This window comes from Pseudomonas sp. HP_08 (assembly GCF_055284095.1).
In genome coordinates, this window is record NZ_JBTOQC010000045.1 from 222,722 (window position 1) to 246,717 (window position 23,996).

General features: G+C 47.0%; 22 protein-coding genes. 10 read left to right on the forward strand and 12 right to left on the reverse strand.

What is annotated here, in order from left to right; translation table 11 throughout:
• The first annotated feature begins 312 nt into the window (after positions 1-312).
• Complete coding sequence (locus ACYAS9_RS25370) at positions 313-663, forward strand: hypothetical protein (RefSeq protein WP_463571189.1); 351 nt, start codon at positions 313-315, stop codon at positions 661-663.
• A gap of 111 nt (positions 664-774) precedes the next feature.
• The gene (locus tag ACYAS9_RS25375; RefSeq protein ID WP_463571190.1) at positions 775-1,035 is read left to right on the forward strand and encodes a hypothetical protein; all 261 of its coding nucleotides are present in this window, start codon (positions 775-777) and stop codon (positions 1,033-1,035) included.
• A gap of 103 nt (positions 1,036-1,138) precedes the next feature.
• Here the strand turns inward: ACYAS9_RS25375 and ACYAS9_RS25380 are convergent, their stop codons facing one another.
• Both ACYAS9_RS25380 and ACYAS9_RS25385 read right to left on the reverse strand, forming a co-directional pair.
• Positions 1,139-2,203 (reverse strand): hypothetical protein, encoded by a 1,065-nt coding sequence (locus tag ACYAS9_RS25380; RefSeq protein ID WP_463571191.1) that lies wholly within the window; start codon positions 2,201-2,203, stop codon positions 1,139-1,141.
• A 75-nt stretch (positions 2,204-2,278) separates the two neighbouring features.
• On the reverse strand, positions 2,279-2,629 hold the full coding sequence (locus tag ACYAS9_RS25385) for a hypothetical protein (protein WP_463571192.1): 351 nt from the start codon (positions 2,627-2,629) through the stop codon (positions 2,279-2,281).
• 169 nt (positions 2,630-2,798) lie between these two features.
• Here ACYAS9_RS25385 and ACYAS9_RS25390 point away from each other — a divergent pair, with 169 nt between their 5' ends.
• A complete protein-coding gene (locus ACYAS9_RS25390) occupies positions 2,799-3,929 on the forward strand; it encodes a DUF3800 domain-containing protein (RefSeq protein WP_463571193.1) in 1,131 nt (376 codons plus the stop codon).
• A 40-nt stretch (positions 3,930-3,969) separates the two neighbouring features.
• Here the strand turns inward: ACYAS9_RS25390 and ACYAS9_RS25395 are convergent, their stop codons facing one another.
• From ACYAS9_RS25395 to ACYAS9_RS25415, 5 genes are all read right to left on the reverse strand, one after another.
• Positions 3,970-4,227 (reverse strand): hypothetical protein, encoded by a 258-nt coding sequence (locus ACYAS9_RS25395; protein ID WP_463571194.1) that lies wholly within the window; start codon positions 4,225-4,227, stop codon positions 3,970-3,972.
• A complete protein-coding gene (locus tag ACYAS9_RS25400; RefSeq protein WP_463571195.1) occupies positions 4,224-4,553 on the reverse strand; it encodes a hypothetical protein in 330 nt (109 codons plus the stop codon). The genes ACYAS9_RS25395 and ACYAS9_RS25400 overlap by 4 nt, the downstream gene beginning before the upstream one ends.
• A gap of 85 nt (positions 4,554-4,638) precedes the next feature.
• Positions 4,639-7,788, reverse strand: a complete 3,150-nt coding sequence (locus ACYAS9_RS25405; RefSeq protein ID WP_463571196.1) for a hypothetical protein — start codon at positions 7,786-7,788, stop codon at positions 4,639-4,641.
• A 1,058-nt stretch (positions 7,789-8,846) separates the two neighbouring features.
• Entirely contained in the window at positions 8,847-11,480 is a 2,634-nt protein-coding gene (locus tag ACYAS9_RS25410) for a DEAD/DEAH box helicase (RefSeq protein WP_463571197.1), read from the reverse strand.
• An 11-nt stretch (positions 11,481-11,491) separates the two neighbouring features.
• The gene (locus tag ACYAS9_RS25415) at positions 11,492-13,078 is read right to left on the reverse strand and encodes a site-specific DNA-methyltransferase (protein WP_463571198.1); all 1,587 of its coding nucleotides are present in this window, start codon (positions 13,076-13,078) and stop codon (positions 11,492-11,494) included.
• Between the two features lie 208 nt (positions 13,079-13,286).
• Here ACYAS9_RS25415 and ACYAS9_RS25420 point away from each other — a divergent pair, with 208 nt between their 5' ends.
• Positions 13,287-14,030, forward strand: coding sequence for an abortive infection family protein (locus tag ACYAS9_RS25420; RefSeq protein WP_463571199.1), 744 nt, complete (start codon positions 13,287-13,289; stop codon positions 14,028-14,030).
• 71 nt (positions 14,031-14,101) lie between these two features.
• On the opposite strand, the gene ACYAS9_RS25425 is transcribed toward ACYAS9_RS25420, so the two are convergent.
• Positions 14,102-14,668 (reverse strand): hypothetical protein, encoded by a 567-nt coding sequence (locus tag ACYAS9_RS25425; protein WP_463571200.1) that lies wholly within the window; start codon positions 14,666-14,668, stop codon positions 14,102-14,104.
• Between the two features lie 233 nt (positions 14,669-14,901).
• Between ACYAS9_RS25425 and ACYAS9_RS25430 the strand changes: the two genes are divergently transcribed.
• The 5 genes from ACYAS9_RS25430 (at position 14,902) to ACYAS9_RS25450 (ending at position 20,159) form a co-directional block, all read left to right on the forward strand.
• Positions 14,902-15,984 (forward strand): hypothetical protein, encoded by a 1,083-nt coding sequence (locus ACYAS9_RS25430; RefSeq protein ID WP_463571201.1) that lies wholly within the window; start codon positions 14,902-14,904, stop codon positions 15,982-15,984.
• 109 nt (positions 15,985-16,093) lie between these two features.
• On the forward strand, positions 16,094-16,567 hold the full coding sequence (locus ACYAS9_RS25435; RefSeq protein WP_463571202.1) for a hypothetical protein: 474 nt from the start codon (positions 16,094-16,096) through the stop codon (positions 16,565-16,567).
• On the forward strand, positions 16,561-17,385 hold the full coding sequence (locus ACYAS9_RS25440; protein ID WP_463571203.1) for a GIY-YIG nuclease family protein: 825 nt from the start codon (positions 16,561-16,563) through the stop codon (positions 17,383-17,385). The genes ACYAS9_RS25435 and ACYAS9_RS25440 overlap by 7 nt, the downstream gene beginning before the upstream one ends.
• A 28-nt stretch (positions 17,386-17,413) precedes the next feature.
• Positions 17,414-19,033 carry an SEC-C metal-binding domain-containing protein gene (locus tag ACYAS9_RS25445; protein WP_463571204.1) on the forward strand — a complete coding sequence of 540 codons (1,620 nt, stop codon included), beginning with the start codon at positions 17,414-17,416 and terminating at the stop codon, positions 19,031-19,033.
• 55 nt (positions 19,034-19,088) lie between these two features.
• A complete protein-coding gene (locus ACYAS9_RS25450; protein WP_463571205.1) occupies positions 19,089-20,159 on the forward strand; it encodes a PIN domain-containing protein in 1,071 nt (356 codons plus the stop codon).
• Positions 20,160-20,211: 52 nt separating this feature from the next.
• Here the strand turns inward: ACYAS9_RS25450 and ACYAS9_RS25455 are convergent, their stop codons facing one another.
• The 4 genes from ACYAS9_RS25455 to ACYAS9_RS25470 form a co-directional block, all read right to left on the reverse strand.
• The gene (locus ACYAS9_RS25455; RefSeq protein ID WP_463571206.1) at positions 20,212-20,505 is read right to left on the reverse strand and encodes a hypothetical protein; all 294 of its coding nucleotides are present in this window, start codon (positions 20,503-20,505) and stop codon (positions 20,212-20,214) included.
• A gap of 105 nt (positions 20,506-20,610) precedes the next feature.
• The gene (locus tag ACYAS9_RS25460) at positions 20,611-20,871 is read right to left on the reverse strand and encodes a hypothetical protein (RefSeq protein ID WP_463571207.1); all 261 of its coding nucleotides are present in this window, start codon (positions 20,869-20,871) and stop codon (positions 20,611-20,613) included.
• A 187-nt stretch (positions 20,872-21,058) separates the two neighbouring features.
• Positions 21,059-22,243, reverse strand: a complete 1,185-nt coding sequence (locus tag ACYAS9_RS25465; protein WP_463571208.1) for a hypothetical protein — start codon at positions 22,241-22,243, stop codon at positions 21,059-21,061.
• Between the two features lie 118 nt (positions 22,244-22,361).
• A complete protein-coding gene (locus tag ACYAS9_RS25470) occupies positions 22,362-23,027 on the reverse strand; it encodes a hypothetical protein (RefSeq protein ID WP_463571209.1) in 666 nt (221 codons plus the stop codon).
• A gap of 473 nt (positions 23,028-23,500) precedes the next feature.
• On the opposite strand from ACYAS9_RS25470, the gene ACYAS9_RS25475 reads away from it, so the two are divergent.
• Entirely contained in the window at positions 23,501-23,992 is a 492-nt protein-coding gene (locus ACYAS9_RS25475) for a hypothetical protein (RefSeq protein WP_463571210.1), read from the forward strand.
• Positions 23,993-23,996: the final 4 nt, after the last annotated feature.

Here is a 23,996-nt window from a genome sequence, read left to right on the forward strand (position 1 = left end):
CACTGCAGTTCGTGGCAAGCATGGTCGTGCATGAACAAGACCTTCATCAGCTACCGGTCACATGCTCGAACGCGCTCACAGAGACGAAGCCGCATAGCAAATCGATGGTGGTCATCAAAACACCAGAGAAGCTTTTCAGCCGGGTCAGTGAGGCTCATGCCGCAAAAACGCAAAAACCATTAACTTTTATGGGAGCTTTAACAAGTTCACTGAAAAGGTACTAAAAAACAAAACCAAGACACAGGAGAATTACCGCTTAAATCTTGTATTTAAAAATAAAATGGTACGATGATTGAAACAACTGAGAATTCAATGAGCATCAATCATCATTACATTGCCATTAAAAAATTAGGTTACACACCTGAATACAAAAGCAGCAAACGAAATGAAGGAAGATTCTATGCTTTGGACGGAAATGGCAATCGTCTAAAGAAATACGTCGAGGTGATACACAGCAATAGCAAGATTGAAATTATCAAGAAGCCTGTATTCGTGCCATTCGCGAACAACACGAATGCAGAGGTGGATGGGTTTTTCGTGAGGTCTGAAAGCACACACGTAGCCAATGCTACTAAGGAATTACTTGAAGAAATCAAAGCAGCGCTGGAGCACAACAAAACTATAGTTATAGAGATAGCGAAAACTCAGCTGCAAAATATTTAGATGAGTACAGGATTATTTTACGTTAAACCCTGTATTTCAAGAAAAAAATGGTACTATATTTATATGGGAAGCAGTTAAGCGTCTCGAATAACAAAATCGGAGAAAATAAAAATGGCAAAATTTGAAGAGTTACTCACCAAAAAAGCAACAATAGATATAGAAAATGAAGTCATACAAGATACATACGCAATATTCCAAATCGAGATTCGTTACAAAACTGACGGCGGTGTAAGTTTCAATGCGGGCGCAGAATATGACATTAGCACGCAGGACTGGAGGATTGACATCAACGATAGAGGCAACGAATATTATGATTGGAGTGGACAAATTATCAATTCTTCACTCCAGCGAAAATTTAATCTTCAGGAATGACTTGCTGAGTTGGTGGAAAGTAAAAAAGCAGAATGGACTAAAGTAGTGAAGGAAAGATTGCAAGCCCTATCGATCAACGAGTAAAAAAACAAAAAATAGCCCACTAGGGCTTTTTTTGTGCCTGCTCAGAACTGATAGCCCGCCAAACCTTCGTCCAAAATCCTGCCTTCGCATCCTCCAATTCGCTCTTCAGCGTTTTAATTTCATTGACCCTGTTCGTGTACGCCGTCTTGTATTTCCCAAGCTCAACCTTCAGATCCTCAACGCTTTGAGTCAGCTCATTGGTCGAAGCCTCAAGACCAGCCTTGTCCTTTTCCAATAGACCCTTCGCATGGGAAAAGCCATCTCGCTCTTTGCCCACAGTATCAGCGAGTGATTCAGCCTCACGAAGCTTGTTGAAAAGGAAGGTAGTTTCGCGCCTGTTCTTCTCGATCAGCTCTGCCCGATCCTTCTCAGCTTGCCTAACATATTCCTGATGGTACTGGATGCTCACCGGGTCAGACAGGACTCTGCAAAACAGTTGGTTTGACGCTATTTCGCAGATTTTCTGATAGCCGCGTTCGAGACTTACCTCGATGTCATTTTTATCAATATACGTCTCAATGTTTGTACTTTTGGCGACTTTGATTTCGATGATAGGGATCCCGTGGTCACGGAAATCGACAATCTTCTGAGGGCTGCACGGGTTGGAATAACAGACCTCAATGGCGAGCTTCCCGCCCCATTTTTTGTAGTACGGGTTGTCGGATGTGAACTCGCCATAAAGGTCAGGGACGTAGACCTTGCCGTTCCCAAACCTCAGCCGGGTTTCCTCCGGCACAAGCCGGGTGAACGTAAAAGGCACGACTTCCTCACCGATTTTGAAATTAATCGTCTGCAGCTGGGAAAGGATGGCTATCAAGTAGGCGTGTGGAAGGGACTCGCCGTCGCTGTCACCTGAGCGTGAAACCGGTTCGGCGCTTTTGTAGCGAAAATATCCGTGCTTCACGGCAAACATTTCCCGCCGATATTTCTCTCGCCACTGGGTACTGATGAAGGTCAGAGAGCTGAACTGCTGCGGATTCTCACGCTTCATCTTGAGGACTTGCCAGACGAAGAAAAACTTTAGCCGACCGTCCTCAAGGGTGACGTAACCATCAGAACCCTTCGCATACGCCCAAATCTTCATGCCTCTCCCTTACGATGAAACGCTCTAGGACAGACCATACCAGCGCCTGAGAGCGTTTCAAAGCAAGGCGTGCCATCAGTAGCCCAAGGTCTCCTTGGTCTGCTTGCAGCTCGCCAAGCGACCACGGACCTGGCCATTCAGCAAACGTGTCTGCATTGCCTGATAGGCTTGGGTGTTACCGTACTGCTGCTTCACAGCATCGAGCTTGTTTTTAGCCTCAGTCATCTGTGTCACGCAGTCATTAATGTCCTGCTTGGACAAGGTTCGCGTACCAGCGTCATTGGGCGTGCCTTGTGGACGGTTCTCGTACATCTTCTGGACCTGATTGAGCGTTGCCAGTGCCGCTGTTTCATCTTCATTGCTTGCAGCCCACACAGAGCCGCACACCAACCCAATCATTCCTGCTGCTACGTACTGCTTGATCAATGGAATCTCCCTTTGTCATTGACGGGTTGTACGCTACCCGCGCCCCCTCAGCGACAGGCTACCGTGATAGAGGGCAATCCGTAATGACAGCCATAGGCTATCATCAAGGAAAGATGCGCCTGAAAACGCTAGGCGCAACCACCTACAGCTTGAAGACAAGGAATGTGTAATGAGCAAGGTTTACCCCATTGAAAATGATGTTCCGCTACCGCCTGATGAGGATGAGAAAAAACCAGAGAAGAAGGTTCTGACCAAGGACGAAAAGATTGAGAAGGAGAAAAAAGAGTTACTATCCTCAGTAGCTGCTGCTGACTTCTCATCCTTGAAACCTAGAGTCGCTTACGTCCTAAACCTCTATCCTCACACTCGGAATAGCGACATTTCGCTTTCACTCAAATACTGGGAAATATTCCAACCAGACCTTTACAAAGAAAGCGGGATTCTACCAAAAGACCTCTTCAAGCTGGAAAGGCTTCATTACATAGTCCGTGCCCGCGCTAAAATACAAAATGAGTACGAACTATTTTTAGCGGACAGTGAAATCAAGAAAAGCCGTAGAAGAAATGAAGAGAAAATGGAAGGTGCAGTCATTGATGACTCACCACCAGTCAAAAAGGTGCATATTTTCTCGGATGAAACAGGAAAAACGCACAAATTCGTAATGGTTGCGTCGGTATGGGTTCTCAATGGTAGAGCAGTGTTCGCTACCAGCAAAGCGATAAGCGAATGGAAAGCCAAATCAGTTTGGAAAAACCGCGAAGTCCATTTCACAAAATTTGGTAAGAGCGATTACGAAACACTGAAATCTTATCTTGGAGTGATTCTAGAAAATCGTGAGTATCTAGGATTTAAATACATAGCAGTCGAGCGGGCGAAAACCAATCGTCCGATTGAAGAAACAATTCTCAAGCTGCATGAGCTGATGCTTGCGCGTGGTGCTGCCCATGAGCTGGACAGCGGAAGGATAGATTTACCGAGGGAAATGGAGGTAACGGTTGATGAAGAGCAATCGCTTGACTCTTTTGTAATCTCTGACCTGAGAGACCGTGTAGGGGAAACCTTAACAAAAAGGTATAACGACAAACTGCAACTAACCTCACTGCAGACCGCATCATCCAAAAATAGCGCTCTGATACAGCTATCTGACGTAATCGCGGGCGCGATAGGACGGATACTCAACCACGAAGGAGAACGTAATTTTAAAGACGATATGGCTGATCTCGTGGTTCAAATGCTGGATTTGAAAATCGAAGAAGGTGACATTGACGGACTCGACTCAGCGGCGCGTTTCAACGTCTGAACTATCTAGGCTAAGACATGCCCGTCCTCGAGTATGCCCGTCAGCGCCCAGCCACTTGCAGTGACTTAACCTTTTCACCAAGCAGTGCCTTCAGTACGTTTGTCTTCTCGGATTCCTGCATCACCAACGGATCAGCACACACCGCCAGATCCAGCGATGGTAGCACCTCCCACACGTCTACATTTTGCGTAGAAGCGTGGTCTCCAGATAGCTTGGCGCTTGTAGGACTGGTGATAGAAAAGACCGCCAAGCACGCCACGGCAAGCCGCGCCGCACCGGAAAATCGAACCTGTGTCATGGAAGAACCTCATGCTCGACATTTCTAAAATCTTTTCGAGCAGCATTAATTTTTGCAAAATGGTCCTTGGCTTTCTTATTATCTGCTTCACGTTTCAATCGAGCATCTGTTTCAGCTATTCTTTCTTTAGCTGCTTTTCGCACTTTTAACGAATAGAAAATACACACCAAGGCAATAGCCACAATTCCCGCGTAAGCGAGCGCGCTTTTCAAACCTACAGTGGATAGCAGAAATACTATAGTAAATGGAAAAACGATTACCAACGGCAGAAAACGTTGATGCTTGTGGTATTCCTTAGCAGGTTCAGGCTTGTCTAAATTAATCATTTTGCATTAAATTTGTTTTCCTTATTATATCATTTCAACCTATTTAAAAAGCCCCATAAGAAACAAAACCCCTTTCGGGGCTTCATTACTCAGCATCTCTTTTTCTTGTTCCGTCACTTGATTGTGGAACGACTGGATTTCGAGGCACGTCACTGAACTGCTTCCTCAAATTCTCTTTTTCTTTGTCAGAGTAATTTCTAACGGCATTCGGGATAGCTTGTGTTCCTTGCTGCAATACCATTTGGTAAGCGCTAACCATCTGAGGATGGGTCATTATCTGTACAACATTTTTGTACGTACTATCATCATGAGCGCTTTGCTGTTGGGTCAGTGCTGTAATGATTTCCGTATGATAGGTTTTCATTGCTTTAACGAATGAGAAATAAATCCAAAGCATTCCAATCGCAACCATCAGCGACAATACGACTTGTGCCACCAAGCTACCATCACCCATGGTCAAAATGCTCCAGATCAACCTTTTTGGCACAAAGTTTTCAAGCATGAACCCAAGGAAATTGTACACAACAACGAAAGAAGGGATTAGCAATGCCACTCTGAAAAGCTTCATACCTAAATCTTTCAAGTAATCCGCACTAGCTTTGTCTGTGTTAGCAATCAACGCTCGGAGCAAAAGCCAAGGCGCATAGATTCCTTTGAGTATTGCTACTTCCCAACTGAATACAATAATCACGCTTATCATCAAGAAGATCTTAACGATTGGAAGGAAATACATACAGAAAATACCAATACCGTAATTCATATAGGCTACAGGCAACAACCCACCAGCGATTATCAATGTTCCGTAAACCGCAGTCATAAAAATAACTGTACCTCCTTGCCATGCAAGCTTTAACCAGCTCACACTGCTTTTATCAGCAACACCAGCAGTGCTGGCTTCAAGCACAGTAGGAACCATATCTTTCGCTTCCTTAACGGCTTTTGCTACAACGTAAGCCCCTATAACTTTGTTCGCATAACTGATGGATTCACTCCCCATCAATCTCATGCCGGTTTCAAAGTTTACGGTCGGATTCCCCTCGCATACGCTTGGATCATTCTTACATTCAGTTGCGCCGTCATACATCGACTTGCCTTGATCCATGCCACCTAAAAGCTTTATAGAATTACTTTCTACGGACAATAGATTCCCAACGAGCTTAGCAACGTTGAAAGCGCTTTCAGCTGATTGGTCACTCAACAATGATGATGGTGCTACGTTCGTCACAGAAGAAATCATCAACATGTTGAATGGTAATACTGGAAAAGAATCCGCAACCCATTTCAAATCTTCATCGGATAAATCGATGTCATTTGCTCCTCTCAACATCGCAAGGTTGACGAAATTGTAGTTCTGGATACCACTGTTTTTGAAAGTAAAATACAAGCTGCTATTCAATGAACGAGCTTTCACTTGCTGAGCATTGAGGTAATTTGAAACTGTCACGTCAGCTAACCCTAAACCCAACACGCCTTCTTTCACTTGAAGCCATACAGCGTATTTCAAAGCACCTTCATGAGCTTTATCATCTGCAAGTGAGTCCTTAATGCCGAGGTAGATGCTTTCATCTAAAGCAGATTTAGCCAATGAACCAGCCAGTGCTTCTATTTTGAAAGCTTCTGCGTCCTCAGAATTTTGAGAGCCAAGAACATCGATTTTATGAGTTGCTGCATTGATTTCAGCACAAGCTAAATTTAATCCGATCAATTTATTGTTTCTGATGAAATCACTCATCAGCGTTTTGCCCGGAATCTCATTGAAACGTTGCACCATCATCGCAGCATTGATGTATGTGTAAGCGTCCTCAGTACACACTGCCGATCTGAAAGGCAAAACGATTTCTTTTCTAATCCAGTCTTGCTGGGCACGAATCAACTGCCCGTCACTTGTCATGTCGTGACCTCTAGCCCCGGCGAAAATTGTCGCACCAGCTACGCCAGACACCACATCGTAGGTTTGAGGCATGGTTGCCTGTAGCCTGTCGTACTGGATGGTATTGGTACGAATATCTGTAGAAGCAGATCTGTACTTCTTGCGTGTAGCATCCGCCAACGTCTTCACAGCAGCGTTTGCTGATGGGTTGGTCGTGTCGATGGCACCGGCTTTCAACTGAGCCAAAATAACGCTTTTGAACGTGCTCAACTCCGGCACGTACTGAGGTCCAAGCGTCTCAGCAGACTGCTTCTGTGCAGAGCGAAGCATGTTCATCATCGTCCCGTCATTCAGGCTTTCACCACCGGCTTGCTGCTCGATGTTCTCACCGTTCGATCCGATCTCAACGGAACCGTAAACGGTCTCAAAGCCGTATGCATCGCGGTACTCAGGACTGTAGTCAGCTTTCTTCGTAAGCGTGTAGCGACGACCAAGATTGAAGGCGTTAAGTATGTCTGAGAGATTGGAAGTCACATCGAAATTCAGCTTAGATTCTTTGTTCAGCTCAATCGTAAGGCTCCCTTGCTTCACAGCTTCTTCAATGGCTTCGTCTTTCGTGAGGCTATTCGAGCCGAAGAATGTGCCTTGTACCTTCGTCATGCGCGGATGGTTAAATTGGAAAAGCGCTTGGGTCGTCACGTCCTCTTCTGCCGCCATTTTGATCTGAGAAGCATTGTTCGCACTGAGCATGAATTTCTCAGTCGTTTCTAGCGAATTCTTGAGTTTTCCAGTTTCGAATGTACTTTTTATCTTTCCAGCAATCTGACCATTCGCCATGAAAATTCCAATCGTTGGGAAGTACATGACTATCGCGCCGCCGAACAAAAGGTAAATTGCGACTAATAACACTGCGAAAAGTCTCACAGGGTATTTTGCGAACGTCGCTAATGCACTCCCTGACTTTGCTCCTTCTATACAGATTCTCACAATCAGCCAGATAGCCGCTGGAATCAGCACAAATGAAACAATCAGGAGTATCGAAGCCATCATTGATGACAACGCATTGTTCTCTGGATAGACAGTATCGAAACCCGCATCCTTTAGCATTGGCTTCAAAGGCGCGAAACTATCGCTCTCCGTCCCGAACAATGAGGCTATTGGCGTAAAAGCAGAATCCTCATTACAGATGAATCCGTAATCGTTTTCGTAGGGAGTGGCATCGAAGCTCTCTACGTTCTTTAATCCCGGTTGCAAGCTACATATTGGGGATACATTCATACCCCACAAAAGACCTGATTGCGCATTGGCTTGAGCGCCCGCGCTGAGAAGCACCGTGAGCATGATTAGACGGATAATGTTACGCATTTTAATGATTGTAGTTATGTGCTCATATTATACCATTTTGACCGTCGAAAATTAGGCGTTAAAAAACCGACTATTTCTAGTCGGTTATTTTAGCTGAGCCTCAACCCTCAGATTGCCTACCTTCGAGCATCCTATCAAATATCGAATTCCAATATTGATGAAATGGAACATTATCGCTAACACGCTTTATTTCTATTCTTACAGGCTCGTGCCTTTCAACTGACTGGGACTTCCTGTAGCAGATTGCTCCGAATAGCAACCCGTAGAACAATATCGTGTAAGGCAAAGTTTTTGATTTTTCAGATTTAGTCATTATAGTATCATTTGGTTATATGCGAATTATACCAAATTAAAACATGCCAATTTACCATTATCAAAAAATAGTCGATAAATAAAAAACCGGCTGTTAACCGAATTAAATTTAATCGCCACCGCCTCCACCATCACCTCCCCCGCCACCGGCATCCCCGAAAGACGATAGGTCATCAGCAAACCCGGTAAACCACCCATCCTTTTTCTGAGGTGCCGCTGGAGCTATCTCTTTAGTTTTGGACAGCCTGATTTTATCTTTGACTCGCTTGCCAACGTGAGGCTCTTCACGCTCACTGATGCTTTCTAGCTCGACTCTTTTTGCGTCACCAGCTCGGGAAAGCCTAGTTCCAGCAACGTAAATCAATGTCAGCGTAGAAGCGATGATGAAAAAGGTCAGTGAGACGTAGAGGGCAAAGGCTGTTTTCGCAGAGAAGCCACATGTTATGAAAAGGCTTGTGCTGATGATTCTGGAAACTATTGGAGGGAAAACCATTATTCCCACGGCGATTAATGCAAATGCTGTTTTTTGCTTAATTTTTTAGTTATTTGGTTATGCCCTCATGATACCAAATCGTTAATATTTTATTTATGGTTAATTGCGTAAATAACGGTTCGCGCTTCGCGCATGGAATAGACTGATAGTAATACTACAGTCTTAAAGACTGCCCATTCCCTTTCAAGCTGCTGCCACATTAGAAATTAAAAAGCCGACAAAAAGTCGGCTTTCTTCTCAAACGTTTTTAAAGCTAGAGGTTTTTCAGCAATTCACAGGCATCTGCCCACGAATACGCACCTTCCAAAGGGCTATGCTCAAAGACCATCAGGTAGCGGTAATCACGCCCTGCACACCTTTCCCAATACTTTCCAAGCTCGATTTTCGCACTGGAATCCGAGTTGTCCCGATCACCACCCTTGGTTTCCAAGAGGATGATGAGACCTGATCGCAGTTTCAGAACGAAGTCAGGGTAGTGGTTGATTGGTCCATTCAGGACGAACCCACGCCCGCTTGAGTTCCTATGCCACCAACGGACGTTTTCACAATCTGACAAGAATTCGGACATGCGCTCTTCAAGCCCGTTACCCTTCTCTTCACGAACGTACAGAGAATTCTCAGCCGCGAGTGGGGCTTTCTGCCGTGGGGCAATCTCCAGCGGCAGTTGGTAGGACGGTCGCGTATCCACCTTGTTCAGGTCGATCCACTGCTTAAATCGTCTCCGGGAGAAAGTCAGCATCTCGCTACGAACGCGCTGTTTGATGCTCTCTACGTAAGCATGCTGTTGTTCAAGCACCTCATCCAACTGACCGGCACTCAACCTTGCCAGAATCTTACGGATGTACGCCTGCAAATCAGCCTCAGCCAACGGCGGCATCTTGCCCAGCCAGTTACCTACCAGCCCTGTGAGCTGACGACGCTTACCCTCGGAATCCAAGCTCGAAAGGTAGTCCTTCAGCTTGCGAATCTCGTTGTCCTTCAACTGAATTTTCGTAGGTTCGTAGTCACCCTGCGAGCTACCTACACGAAGCAGATCGAGCTTCACTAAATCGCCGCCCACAGGAGCAACGGTAAAGTCGTTAACGTCGCAATCTGCCAGACGAAACTCTTGGTCGAGCAACTGAGATTTATCGAGAAGCACCCCGCCGTCTTCATCAGCAAAAATCAACCCAGCAGGTGCTTTCCGATAGAACTGGGGTAGCTTGAGTTCCTTAATCTCATCAACGAATTCAGGTCGTAGGGAGAACAGTTCCATTGCGCCTCTCACCTCATTTGGGATGTGCTTACCGCCGTTGGTAGCCGCAGTAGCTATAAGCTCTGCATTGGCTTGGCGCGCAGCCTGCAGTGTCGATTCAAGAAAATCTTCGCCACTAGGCTCACTGCCGCTACCCGGTTCAGTGCCGTCGCTCGATGACAACTCAAAAGGTGTTGAATCACCCTTAGAACTATTCGTGACGAACAGCCCCGGTTGAGGTTTTGTGGGCTCAGGCGTAACTGTTTTCGAGGTCTGGTTATCTGGCTTGGAATCGTTCGAAACGAGGTCAGGAGTCCTGAAATCTGCACGGCTAAAACCAGCTCTGTTCAGACCGACAACGATCCTTTCCAACGTCTGACTGAAGACACTGGATGCCGTCAGCACATAGCTCATGTTGAGTGGTTCATGACCATGAGCGCGAACATATGGCTGTCGCAAAATCCGACCAAGAATTTGCTCCACATCAACCGCAGACGACCTGTCAGCCAAGGTCGCGAGGATGTACGCAAACGGGCAATCCCAACCTTCTTTCAAGGCGTTCACGGTGATGATGAATCGAACCGGGCAGGACGGGGTCATGAGGTCCAAACCGCTCAACTCATCCTTGTCAGCAGTCTTGATCTTGATCCAGTCTTCGGCAATACCATGTTCCAGCAGCTCAGCTTTCACCAGCTCGAAGGTTTTGGCATCTGCCTTGGTTTTGCTTTCAGCCTGCAGCAACACGATGGGTCGGATGTAAGCACCACCAGTCTGCTCTTCTGCCTTCGCCTCAGCTTCGAGCCGCGCTCTCAAATCAATTGCATGAGCAATGACAGAGCTACGACTTGGAAGGTTTCTCACGATGACTGGTAGCTTGACCATGTGTTGGTCACGCATAACCAGAGCATCAACGAAGCTGATGATATTCGCCCCGGTTCGCGGGGTAGCGGTCAGTTCAAACACAAAGCTAGGGTTGAGGTTGCGAAGCATGTCTTGGGACAGGCTACTGGTCACGTTGTGGCTTTCATCAACGATAATGACTGGCTCCAAACCTGCCATCGATGCGACCAGAGAGTAAGGGTCAACACCCTCACCTACCGCCACCGCCGTGGACGCCAAGTCATCCAGCGCACTGTTCTCTTGATAAAGCTTTCGGTCATCCTTGTTGCGGGCTTTGAGGCTGTCATACGTCAGCACAGCCACGACAAGTCCGTCTTCCACCTCATCCCGAGACAAGAACCCAGACAGCAAATCGCGCTTATCCATGATGCTCACACGACCTTCGAACAGACGGTTCAGCGCCTGTCGGTAAGGATGTGTCGGATTACGCAGCGCCCTCAGAACCTGATCCAGAATGGACAGCGACGGAACGAGCCACAGGCACAAACGAGCATCACCTTGGCGCTTCTGCAGCGCACTGAAAATGCTCGAAACGGCATGGAGTCCGATGAAGGTTTTACCACCGGCAGTCGGCACCTTCGCGCACACTTGTGGAGCGCCGTGCGGAGCTGGCTGATAACCGGGCATCTTGGTCGCGCCCAGTGCATCCCAGTGAGCGCGATAGGCTAGCTGAGGGTCATCACAAGCGGTCCAGCGACGAAGGAACAGCTCAAGATCTTCAACGACCTGACTCTGATAGGTGTTCAACTGCATTTTCTAAATCCTCAGAGTCGAGCAATGTCGCGTGGAATTTTCTTGAAGCCAATGGCGTGCCGACGCATGAAGTCATCACCAAGAGCCAACTGGTCAGCGTAAACCAGTACAGGTCCAGCAACCTTCACCAGCTCTGCCAGAAGATCAAGGTCGAGCGTGGTTACAGAATGTTCCTCATAAGCGAAGAAGACTCGCAGACCATTTGCTTCGCCAAGCCAGTAGCGATGCTGGCTTTCAGCAGATGACGAACCAGTGCCTTCAACGATTCCTTCCTGCCATGCGACATAGTTACGGATCGCGTCGATTCCGGCAGCAGGGTTCAGGTTGCCGTATTGCACAAACAGCGGCTCACCCAATGCGTAATAGGTGAAACCGCCACCCAGCCCCGACACTGCCTTGCTCTCTTCGCCGTAGCCATTCGCAACCCGTTTGATGCGTTCAGCGGTAAGCGATTCAGCGTAATCCATCATCTCAATCATGATGAAACGTCGAGTGCCTTCGTCTTGGGCATTCGCTTTCAATACGGCGTGTCCAGTCGTACCAGACCCAGCATAGGAATCGAGGATGATGGAATCGCTATCAGCAGCAATGTCCAAAATTCGACCAATCAGGCTGCTAGGCTTTGGCGTATCGAAAGACGAAGAACCGGAGAAAATAGCCCGCATTTCGTTCTTCGAGCTGCGATTACTGCCAACGTCCTTTTTCCACAACGTGCGGGGCACCAAGTCACCCACCTCGTTGAGATACCGCTTGATGCTAGGACGGGCATCGCCGGTTGGACCCCACCAGACACGACCATCAGCATCTAGAGCGCGCAGCTTTTCCTCAGACACCCGCCAAAACCGTCCCGGAGGTGGGGAGAAATCACGCCCAGTTGGACCTGTAATGGTGAACAGCCCCTTCGAATAGGGTTTGTTCGCAAAGGGATCGCCTGCAATCCAAGAACCATTAGGATCGTTATCTGGATTGTCGTAAATGGAATCCGACTCAGCAGTACGTGCCAACCGGGCAGGAACCCAATTAGGTCGTTTGGAGTAAACCAGAATGTAGTCATGGTCTGTAGAGAATTGGCTGGCAGAATTCCGAGGCGAATCCGCCTTCTCCCAAATCACACAAGTCACGAAATTCCCAACACCGAAAATCTCATCCAAAACCGGACGAAGAATACCTACAGCGTTGTCATCAATCGAAACCCAAATTGATCCGTCTTCGGAAAGCAACCGATGAAGAAGCTTTAGACGTGGATACATCATGCAGAGCCATTTGTCTTGGCGGCTCATATCCTCATTTTCTTTACCGACAACTTTCCCTAACCATTTTTTAATTCGTGGGTCGTTAACGTTGTCGTTGTAAACCCAGTTTTCATTGCCGGTATTATAGGGCGGATCGATGTAAACACATCTCACTTTTCCTTCATATTCAGGCAGCAAGCTTTTGAGAGCCTCTAGATTATCGCCATGGATAATCTTATTATCTAAGCTGTTCTTCGGCAGGCTCTGATGAGCTGAAAAAGTGAATTGCTCGCGCAGAACGCGATAGGTTACATCCCGATGATGGTTACGGACTTGATCCTTCCCCACCCAATGCAATGTAGGCATGGTGCTAGCCTTGTCCTTGAAAAATGAAGCAGAAACTGCCTCTGAAGGCAGCCGGTGATTTGACACCATGATCCCTTCCAAGGCAAGCGGCGACTGGCTCCGAAGCCAAATCAAAGGTGCTACAAGCAGTTGAGGGAAGTGGCTGGAACCTTGGGGGTTCAAGCCCTAGTATGTCGGTGTGTCACACCCCTTGGTCCAGAGCCTACCTATGCATCCACTGTCAGAAGAAGCAGAAGCTCTCCAGCACATGCTGGTCTCGCAAGCTACAGGCGGTCAGGAAGACGACACGGCGTATCTCGCGCTCAGACGCGCCATTCTGGACGACCCTACCCTTTCCACATTGGTCCCACGGTGCGTGAACACATGCCGCAGCCTCGGGCAGTTCTGGCAGTTCATCAAGAACAAATACGGCACCTATGCCGAACGCCGGACCTTCCTATGGGACGAATTCCGCCCATTGCTGGACTACGTTGAGAAAGGTGGTTCATCACCAGCAGATCATGTGGTCACTGGTGCTATTGAGCGTTTCGACTCAGAGCATGTGAGGGTTGCTTGGACTAAATCACTAGAGAGGCGTACCACAGATCCAGAAGGCGCAATCACCATGGCGCGTACCCTTTTGGAATCCGTCTGCAAGCACATCTTGGAAGAAGCTGGGACCGAGTACGACGAAACACCGGACCTCAACAAGCTGTATCGCCAGACCGCTGAATTACTCAACCTTGCCCCCTCTCAACACACAGAGAAGGTCTTCAAGCAGATCCTTGGCGGATGCACGTCAGTGGTTGAAGGATTGGGAGCATTGAGGAACCGCTTGAGCGATTCCCACGGCACTGGCAAGGCTGGCGTCAAACCAGCTCCACGCCATGCAGAACTGGCAGTGAATCTGGCAGGCTCGCTCGCCCTGTACCTTCTCAGCACATGGGACGCTAAATCCTCCCCTGCGACATGAATATCCAGCGAGTGAGCAGTTCATGAAGAAGGCGATAGACTGAATCGCTTTTTCAAGGGTAAATAAATACATCAAAATAGGTACTTGTCGTACTTATCCTTTGCTTTTTTAGGATCTTTAATCGTTTCTTTCTTGTCAAGATAAACAACATCGGTCTGACTGGTTATTATATATATTTTATTTTTGGAATCCATTCCGAGATCAAAATCATATTGAGGTTTTTCATCCCGATCCGTTTTGAGAAATTTTATTGCATTGGTATATTGGCTTGGAATGAAAGCTGTTGTCTGCTCCTGAACCTTAGCCCCATCATGGTAAACAGTGAGTTTGAAAAAAATATACCCAGCAATGTCTTCTGGATTGCCAGTGTATTTTATATCGTTTGACCCCAAGCGTTTAAAGCTATATGCATATTCAGTTCCTTTGTTATCCAGCCTCACCATGTAGCGAGCCGATGAGGCTTCGTCGAGGATTTTATTTCCAAGCCCCTGAATTTCGATGCTTCGTTGGTCAGTATTGATCTTGTAGCCGGGATTCTTGGCAAGAGGCTCATCTGGCGTCACAGCGAAAACAGGCGCACTCGAAGCAAGCATCATTGGCAAAAGGGAGAGCTTCAGGGCGTTTTTGAGCGTAATCATCAGGTCGTCCTTGGAGGTGATTTTCTGGATGGTTTTTACCTCAAGATATGTCGTGATGCCACTACATTTACCAAGCAGAAGCCGCTTTCAACCACCCCTGCCCTTCCAGCACAAAGGCTCTAGCTCGCGGATTTTTCAAACAAAAAGCCCCCCTTGGATCCACAAAATGCTGGCTTTCAGCCATTCGCATGTGGAAAACTCCAGCCCTCTCTAACTGTGGTGGATGGACCCAAATGTTGCTTTTCAATCGTAAGCTTTTGGCAACTGCTGTATTGCTTGGCTCTGTAGCATTGCTGACTGGATGCCAAGAGAAAATCGAAGCCTCTTCCATGTCGATCTTGAAAGCGAGCGTCCAGAAGGTCTCCAAGGACATGGACCCAGTTGAGAAAGTGAAATTTCAGGAAGCCTTCCAGACTGGTCTGAACTACGCCTACGCGAAGAACCACGGCGGTCGCACACCGGATCAGAACATTGGCGCTATCCTAGGTCAGGCAATGAACGGGCTTAGCGGCAAGCAGGTAGACACCAGCGCAGATGACAACACTGAGCGTGACTTCCTGAAAATGATGGATGGGAAAACAGCCTCTGACGTAATCAGCGACAAAGCTGACTGGGATAAAGAACTGGCTGATCTTCAGGTTAAGTGGCAGAAGGCGCAGGATGAGCTTGCTGCTCAGCGTCAGAAGCAGATGGAAGAAAACGCCAAGATCCAGAAGCTGGAATTCGCACGTCAGCGCAAGCTTCAACTGAGCCAGAATATTGCCCAGCTTGAGCAGAACATTCCAAAGCTGGAAGCTCAAATCAGCGAAGCAGAAATCCTCAAAAAGCCATACGCCGATGCAGTGGCAGACTACGCCAAGGTCGAGATCAAAAACGTCTCAATCAAGGTTGATGGTCCACGCAAACGCTTCGTCGAATTTGACGTGGTGAATGGCTCTCAGGTCCAATTTGACGAGATCATTTTCAAGACGACCGTAGCTGCTGGCTCAACGGTCCTCACCAGCCCAACGTCAAGAGAGCGTGTTGATGGTAAAGGTGTTGCCCCCGGCGCGACCTACCATATCTCGTACAACATATCGTCTTCCGCTGCATTCAAGTACGAGCCAAGTGACTTGGCAGTGGACATTAAAATTATCACTGCGACTGACACAGGAAAAAAAGTAAGCGTTGCTGAAAATCTTGATGATGCTGGCTGGAAGCGCTGGACTGAGAGCAACCTTGTGAACGCAAAGAATCAGCTCGAACAGACCAACAAGCGCATTGAGGATTACAAAAAGCAGCTAGCCGATATGGACCAGCCATCTACCTCTGCCTAAACACCTATGATCCATAGAGACCGCCCTACGGGGCGGTTTTTTGTGATACCACTCCTGCATCACTTCCTGTAAAAATGGCACATGAACGCTAACCACGGAGTGGTTGAAAATGAGCAACGGACTGATCGACCTCGAAGACGAGATGTACCGTCTCTACCTGATGTTCTATCCAAACGGCAAAGCCATCAAAAGCGGATTTGATGCTCTACCCTCACACACCATCAGCCTCATTAACCGATTCCCGGACGAGACGGCACACGTCATATCCAGCAGCGCTTACCGCCTGACAAGGCGAGTGTTCTCTCAGCCCTTCACGGTTGAGCGTCACACACCTCGATCCCTCATCAGGTTTCGTCCAGCTCGCACGCACGTCTATTCCTACCAGTCACAGCAAGACCTGGCTTTTGCGATTCGCCACGTCCTCAGTACCCCTGCAGAGCCTCAGATCCTTCAAGATCTCGCGTGCATGGCATTCCAAAGCATCAACCAACCATCACTCAACACCGATCTCGATTCCCTGCGCGAAAGCAGTGAGTCCTTGGCGATTGCCGTTCATAAACTCACCAGAGCCAATCCATGCTGATCCAGCTTCTTACCAGCCTCCTGCCGTCCCTTACCGCACAAAACACGAAGGTGCACCTCGCTCAGCACAACGGGATTGAGCACCCGATGGACGTGTACCTAGCAGGCGATTTTGACGAGTGGCAATCATGGCAGTCTCGCAAGAATTTTGAGTGTGAGTACGTCATCGGATTGGTCGAGCTACCGGGCACGAAGAAATGGCTTCTGGCAGGTGTGTACGACTCGTTGAAACTGAACGACACGAAGACCAAAAAAGAGAAGCGCGACTTCGTTTACGACTACCGTCGTGTACCAGAATTTGTTGAGCTGGAAGGACGTTTGATCCTCGACTACACGAAGCCCCGACTGAATTACCTTTGGCTGGAAACCTGCCTTAAAAGTATGGTCGTGTCCTCCATGCTTGAAAAGCCCATGACGGTAGGCAGATTTCCCGGTTTCAAGGAGGTGGACGTGTCCCATGGAGAGTTGAAGATCATCGTCAACCAAGGCTTGGAGTCTTGGCAGACAGCCCTTTCCAGCGTTGCAGGGGTCTACCTCATCTCTGACCGCACCGAAGGCGAGCATCAGCTCTACGTGGGTTCAGCTACAGGCACAGGCGGCTTGTGGGATCGATGGTCGAATTACGCAAACAGCGGGCATGGTGGGAACACGCGCATTCGAGATCTGCACACCAAGCGCGGCAAGGATTTCGCGGAGAAATTCAGGTTCAGCATCCTCGAAATCGCTGACAAGCACACCGGCAAAGAAGAGATGATGGAGAAGGAGATTCACTGGAAACGCCGCCTTTTGACCCGCGACAGTGGCTTGAACGGGAACTGACGATTTTCCAGATTTTTAGGATTGAAAAATGAACGACTATGAATTCGCAGAAAGCATCTCGGCTGACATTGGAAAATTTTACGGCAAAGCAAAATCTCAGCTAATAGTACTGCCTGAGCATTCATTGATTAATCAGCGCTCACTGGCTGTGGTAATTTGCAACATTATATTAGATTTCAAAACTACTGAAATTGACTCTCGGGAAAATTTAGATTTCGTAATCGCCAAGCTGAAAAAGCTAAACCTGATAAATTTCGACGTAGCTGACTCCTTAAAGAAGGTAAGGAGATGCGGAAACATCGGCGCTCATCCTGAAAAATACAATCTGTCAGATGCCGACATGCTCAATATCGCCAAGTCATCCATTGAGGAATGCCTGAGCCTGCTCGCCTTCACCTATCAGCTCATGCATGGGACCGCCTCTGTCCCTGCCTACGAGGTGACTGAGCCGGTCGATGACTTCCTGCAAACGATGAGCTACAAGGCAATGGTCGAAGGCGACGCAGAGTCTCAGTACCTCGCTGGCAAATACTTCCAAGGGAGAGCCACAAAATACGACGATGATGTTCGAAAGGCAGGTAGTGGCTTCTTCGGTCAGGAATACCAATCGTACCTAGACCAAGCTCAGATGTGGTTCAAGCTTGCTCAGCACCAAGACCACCGCGAAAGTCTGTATGAGTACGGCATGACGCTCGCCAATGGCAAGGACAATTCCTTGAAAGGCATGGGTCAAGGTTGCATTGCCCGATCAGCCAGAAAGGGCTACGCAGAGGCTCAGGTTCAGTTTGGTATCTACCTGCGCGATGGGTCGAATAACTTCGACGTAGACCTTCCTGAAGCCTTGTACAACTTCACAGAGGCAGCTCAACTGGACCATCCCGTAGCACTGGCAGAGCTTGCAGAAATGCATGCCAAGGGCTTGGGAACAGCCGTAGACGAGCAGAAGGCTTTTGAATACTCAGTTCGTTCGGCGGAAGCTGGCTACCCACACGGTCAGTTCCACCTTGCGAAATGCTATGCGGAAGGTTTGGGCGTTGAGCCGAATGACGCACTTTCATACGAGTGGCTTGCCAAATCAGCCGAGCAAGGTCATCCCAAAGCGATGTTCGGTCTCGCTCACGCCATCACCAGCGGGCTAACAACCGCTTTTGAAATCGAGGACGCCAAAAAATACCTGTTCTTCTGTATGCACGTCCCTGACCTTCAAAATGAAGCGAAGATTGCCTATGCCAAATACCTACTGAAATTCGAGCCGGGTATCGAGGGGATGGTGCTCGCAGCGTCAATGCTTCAGGAGTGCTTTGAAAGCGAACCGGCAGGTTCTCAGTTTTCCAAGGATTCCGCCTCGCTTGGCAGGCAAACCATCACAGATATTCGTCAGTCGCTCCCAACGCTACTCAACAACCCCAAGCTTGTCGAAGCAGCAATGATCGTGTCGGCATACTACGACAAGCAGGGCTATCCCCATAGGAACCGAGCGGAACGTATGGGCATGCTCATAGATATGTCCAAGTCCCATCGAGCTGGCAAAAGCATCACCGGGCACATGAGAACGCTTGGAATAGCTCAAGACCACCCAAAGCAAGGAAGAAACGAGCCATGTGCCTGTGGCTCAGAAAAAAAATATAAACAATGTTGTGGAAAGTGATTTTTTTAAAAATCTTCAAAATTTCTTGGACAATCAAAGAATTGGTACTTAACACATGTCACTTGCAACCAAAAACGTCTTTATCGACACAGAATTTTACGTCAAAGCAGAATTGAATTTTGAATCTCAGACATTCAAGTCGTTCGAAGAGCTGTGCCAGAAAAATGAATTAGCTCACATTACAAGCACGGTTGTTGAGCAGGAAGTAAAAAAGAAGATTCTCGAATCCATCAAGGAAGGTCTGAAAGGTCTAGAGAATTTCAAAAAACGTGCTGGATTCCTTCGCAACGATAATGAGCTGACAGGTAAGATTTTTCCTGAACTAACAGAAGACGAGTTAAAGAAAAAAGGCTATGACGATTTCCATGATTTTCTAGAGTCTTCAAAAGCTCAAATTGTTGACATGAGCAAGGTAAATCCAAACGAAATCCTTGACATGTTTTTTAAGCAAATCAGACCATTTGGAGCCAAAAAACAAAATGAGTTTCGAGACGCTTTCTCCTTACTCGCACTACGCTCCGCTCTTAAACGTGGGGAGAAAATCTACGTAATTTCATCAGACGCTGATCACAAAGCGTTCTGCAAAGGCAATGATCAATTCATCAGCATTGATACGTTAAGCACCCTATTGGACATGTGCTACAAGCACATTGATAAACGTGCCGCATTCGTTGAGAAATACCTGAACGAGAAAAAGGAAGCCATCCGCGAGGAAATAAAAACCCGTCTGGAAGAAGCGGATGCATACAATTCTTCTACTTGGGAAGACGCTGAGGTTGAAAGTTTTGAAGTAGTGGAAATAACGGATTTCGAGCCAGAAATCACCCACTTGGATTCCACGAGATGCATGATCAATTTCGACGTAACGGTTAAATTTAAGGTTGAGGTCACAGGACCAGATCAGGTTAACGGCTACTATGATAAGGAAGACGATAGGCTATATACGTTCGATACGATAGAACGTGAGGAAGAAGCCGAACATGAATTCCCTATCGTTATCGACCTGTACTTCGAATCTGATGAAGGTGAATTCATAAACGAAGAATATCACATGGCTATCGTTGGCTTGCATAAAGGAATTGAGTTTGATGTTGAGGAAACACCATTCGAAGATCCTCGAATATAAATACAGAAACAAAAGCCGACTGCAATGGTCGGCTTGTCTGGATTCCTAAAAGTCAGTTTGTGTAGGTACAGGTAAAGCCTTTGTAAGCGACTCTGTGAGTAGTCACACCGCCAGCAGCGCCTTCCACTTCTGTGCTTGATTTCTCAGCCTGTACGCAGTGAATCCCCGGCAATTCGACAGCAGCTTGATCAGCGAAATTATCCTCAAGGAACAATTCAGTTTCTGACAGCTTTTGCATTTTTCTCATTTCAGCGTCATAAGAATTTTCAGCAGCGCTGGCAGCGAAAGAGTGGGAAGCGATTAGTGTTAAGGATAAAATGGAAATTATTTTTGTGAAGTTTTTCATGATTTATATTATTTGGTTAATATACATATTATAGCATTCCGCCCAATGAACTCAGAGGCTTAACGGAAAATAATCGACAAAAAAGCCAAATAATTGTTAGCTAATTTATTGAGATGAGATCATCTGATTTATGGTAATCGGTGCTGGTTCAGGTGCAGCATAAACCGTCACACCCGTTTCGTCGTTGTGGTAAACCGGATGACCTACAACAGAAACTACTTCTATCGGTGCTGTGTTTTCATTAACTGCCACACTCGCGTTTGGGTTTGATGTTATAGACTGACCCTGAGCTTCATCAGCGACTGCATGGATTGAAGAAACAGAAAGGATTGCTGCGAAGCCTAAAGCTAATTTTAATTTTTTCATTTTCTAAGTGGTTTGTTATTTTCAAATTATACCACACAGCATTTCGGAAACCGGAGCCTAAGCTAAAAATCATTATCAAATATCTGAATCTGTCAATATTTCGGCAAGAGGTTTCAAAATTGTGCTTGTCAATAAATAGCAGTCGTTAAAAAAGCCAACAAGGTTGGCTCCTATATAGAGGAAGGAGTCAGAAATTGTCAGCGCGGCTTATCAGTGCATGCAGGTTATCGCGAACCCTTGCAGCATCATTATAGTATTCCAATCCAGTATCCATTTCATGAACCTTGTGCGTGACCTCATTTAGCAGCACGTTGAGCATGTCATTGAAAACAGAGTCTTCAGCCAAGGTCTTCACAGTCTCAACAGTTTGGAATTTCGCGTTCAGCAGCTTCACCGTTTGAGGGAAGAGGAATGCACCATCTTCGCGAAGCCGCTGAGCCTCGAAGTACACGAAGGCGAGGACGTGGATTCCTTTTACCTCTCTATGTATAGTGACTGAGCTTTTTACTTTTTGCAGATAATAACGATTAACCAAAGCCTCACGAACAAACCGGGACTCTGAATTAAACTCACGAACATCAACCAAAGGATTATTGGTCAACCGCATTATCATATTGGCAATAGAGAGGCACGGCTCAACAATATTTTTAAGACTATGGACGTTGATACCATAATCGTTTGTCAAAAACGTAATGTCGCCTTCTTGCGCGGGATTGGTAGGTTCAATTCTGAAAACTTGTCTAGTAAAAGTCATCAAAAGCAAAATTAGCTTTTGAGGTTCATCCTCTACTTCAACGAATATGGTTTGATTAAGATATGATTTGAGGCGTTTCAGCGTAGAGAGAACTTCTCCAATCAGATTTACGCCATCACCATTTTCATCGTAGATAGGGCTGACTGCAAACGAGCAGTGATGCGGACTATTGTCAGGAAAAATTTCACTGTAGAGGCTTGAAGGATCGCGGAAGACGAAGGTGTTCTTGTGGAGCACTTCAAGCTCTTGCAGATGCTCAGTAAAGAGCTTGCGATGGTTGATGTACCTCTCGAACGTCAAGGTGTCCATCTGCGTCTGCGTAACCTTTTGCATCTCCTTGTTCTGCCGTGCAAGGAACAGAAGAGTTGCGATGGTAGCCACCGTCCCTGTCAGGGTGAAGAAGCCTGCCATCAAGGAACCGAAGCTACTCCATGCAGCGTGCTCGGTCGAAACGTAGGGGAAGGTCTGAGCGTATGTGTAGAAAAGCTTCCCTCCAAGCGCGGCAATGACGCTCGCCATCGCAAGCCAGATCCAGTTGCGAGTAAGCCAGCCCTTCACATTTTTCACAGGGGTATCCCTTCCATATTTCGAGTGGTGGCATCCTACCAGCACGACCATTCACCTTCACCACTCACACGGCATCCCAGGACGGCTTATGCACGAAGGGAACGACGCAAAGCAGAATGCCGGCACAAAAAACCAGACCGATCGATCTGGCTTTCTACCCTACTAGCGCTCACATGAAGCGTTTCAATTCCAACAAGGCTCTCGCTCTCATCGCGTTGATAGGCACGTTGAGGAACGCTATCAAGACGACCAAGGCTAGCACCACGTACACCACATCCACGGCGAAGATGTTGAGCGTGTCCATGACTACGTAAGTGACTATGAAGACCATCGTTGGTAGAACCAGACCGGCAACCAGCTCCAAGATTAAGCCTTGGCGTCTGAGCAGGAAGGAGCCATCTTCATCACCACCCTCCAGCAAAATTCGTTTCAGGGAAATTTTTGCAACGCTGGTACGTTGTTCGAAGGATGAAGCGCGAAGAGCAATTTGTGCTTTGAGAAAATTGAATGAGGCACACACAGCAACAGACGTGAAGAACAAAATGGAAATGACATTCAGCCCGATCATCATCCCTGAGCCACCGGCGAAGAGTGAGCTTAGATTCCTGTAAAGAAGGAAGGCAAGAATGCAAGGGATTATCAAATGTCGAATCGTGTTGATGGGTAAGCCGGAGACATACTTATCACCAACCATCACGCGCTTTATTGATTCAGATTTGTGTTTCTCATGATCAGCTTCAGAGGTAGTTTCAGAGTTCAGGTGAAGCTCAAGGTCAGCGAGGATTTGCTTTAGCTCTGGCGATTCCTCTTCATGGTTGTAGTTGGACATATTCATTTTGTATTTGTTTATTTCCTAATTATACCATTGCGACTAACCCAAACCTTTCGTTAAACAAAAAGAATTTACCCCTCCAGAAAAAAATCGAAAAGCATTGATCCAAACTGAAAGTCTTGAGGGAAGGAACGTCAAAAACGCTGCACTGTTGTTGATCAGAACCACCCTTTTTCTCTGCACTGTCACGAAAGAAGGATGGTCGATTCCGCTGCACTGTCAGACGAGAAGAACGGCAAATCTGGCGCACTGTTGTCTTTTCAGAAGCTATTTTTTAAAACTTTTAAAGCATGCAAGGACGGAGTAATAACAGTGCGCGCACGTTAATACTAAGGCTACGCGCTCCGCTTGTTGATTTCTTTGTTTTGTAGCTTTTCTCTCTCTGTTTTAGCTAATGATTTTTAGCCTGTTTTCGCAACCTAAAATCCTGAACCGTCAAAATGGTATAATAAACTCACTAACAACCATTTCGTAAAATGACCGATACAAACCAAAACACCAATGATTTAGCTAACGCAAAAATCTCTACAGAGAAAGAAGCCGACGTAGCCAATTTACAATCCACATATGATTCAATAGCCAAGGCAATCAGCGCCCTTGATACTCGTATCAAGAACGATGAGAAAAAGATAGATAAGCTCGCCTCTGTTATTGAGGATGGTTCGGATGAAGAAGCTGCGAAGGCTAGGACTGATCGTAGCGCCTTGAAGCAAACCGTTGAAGAAAACAAAACCTCGAAGAAAAACAAGGCTACTGAAAACACAAACCTCTTGAAAAGAATCAATCGTCTACACGAAGAAATCTTGAAGGAAGGTAAAGGTCAGCACGCCATTAACATCGAAGGGATTACCAAAACCAAAATCTCAGAAATTGAGAGAGGCTTCCCGTACCTGTTCCAATTCACCGGCACAGACAACTTCGTCGATTTCTTTCAGATGGTAAAATCCCGATTCGCTTCCAATCAATAATTGG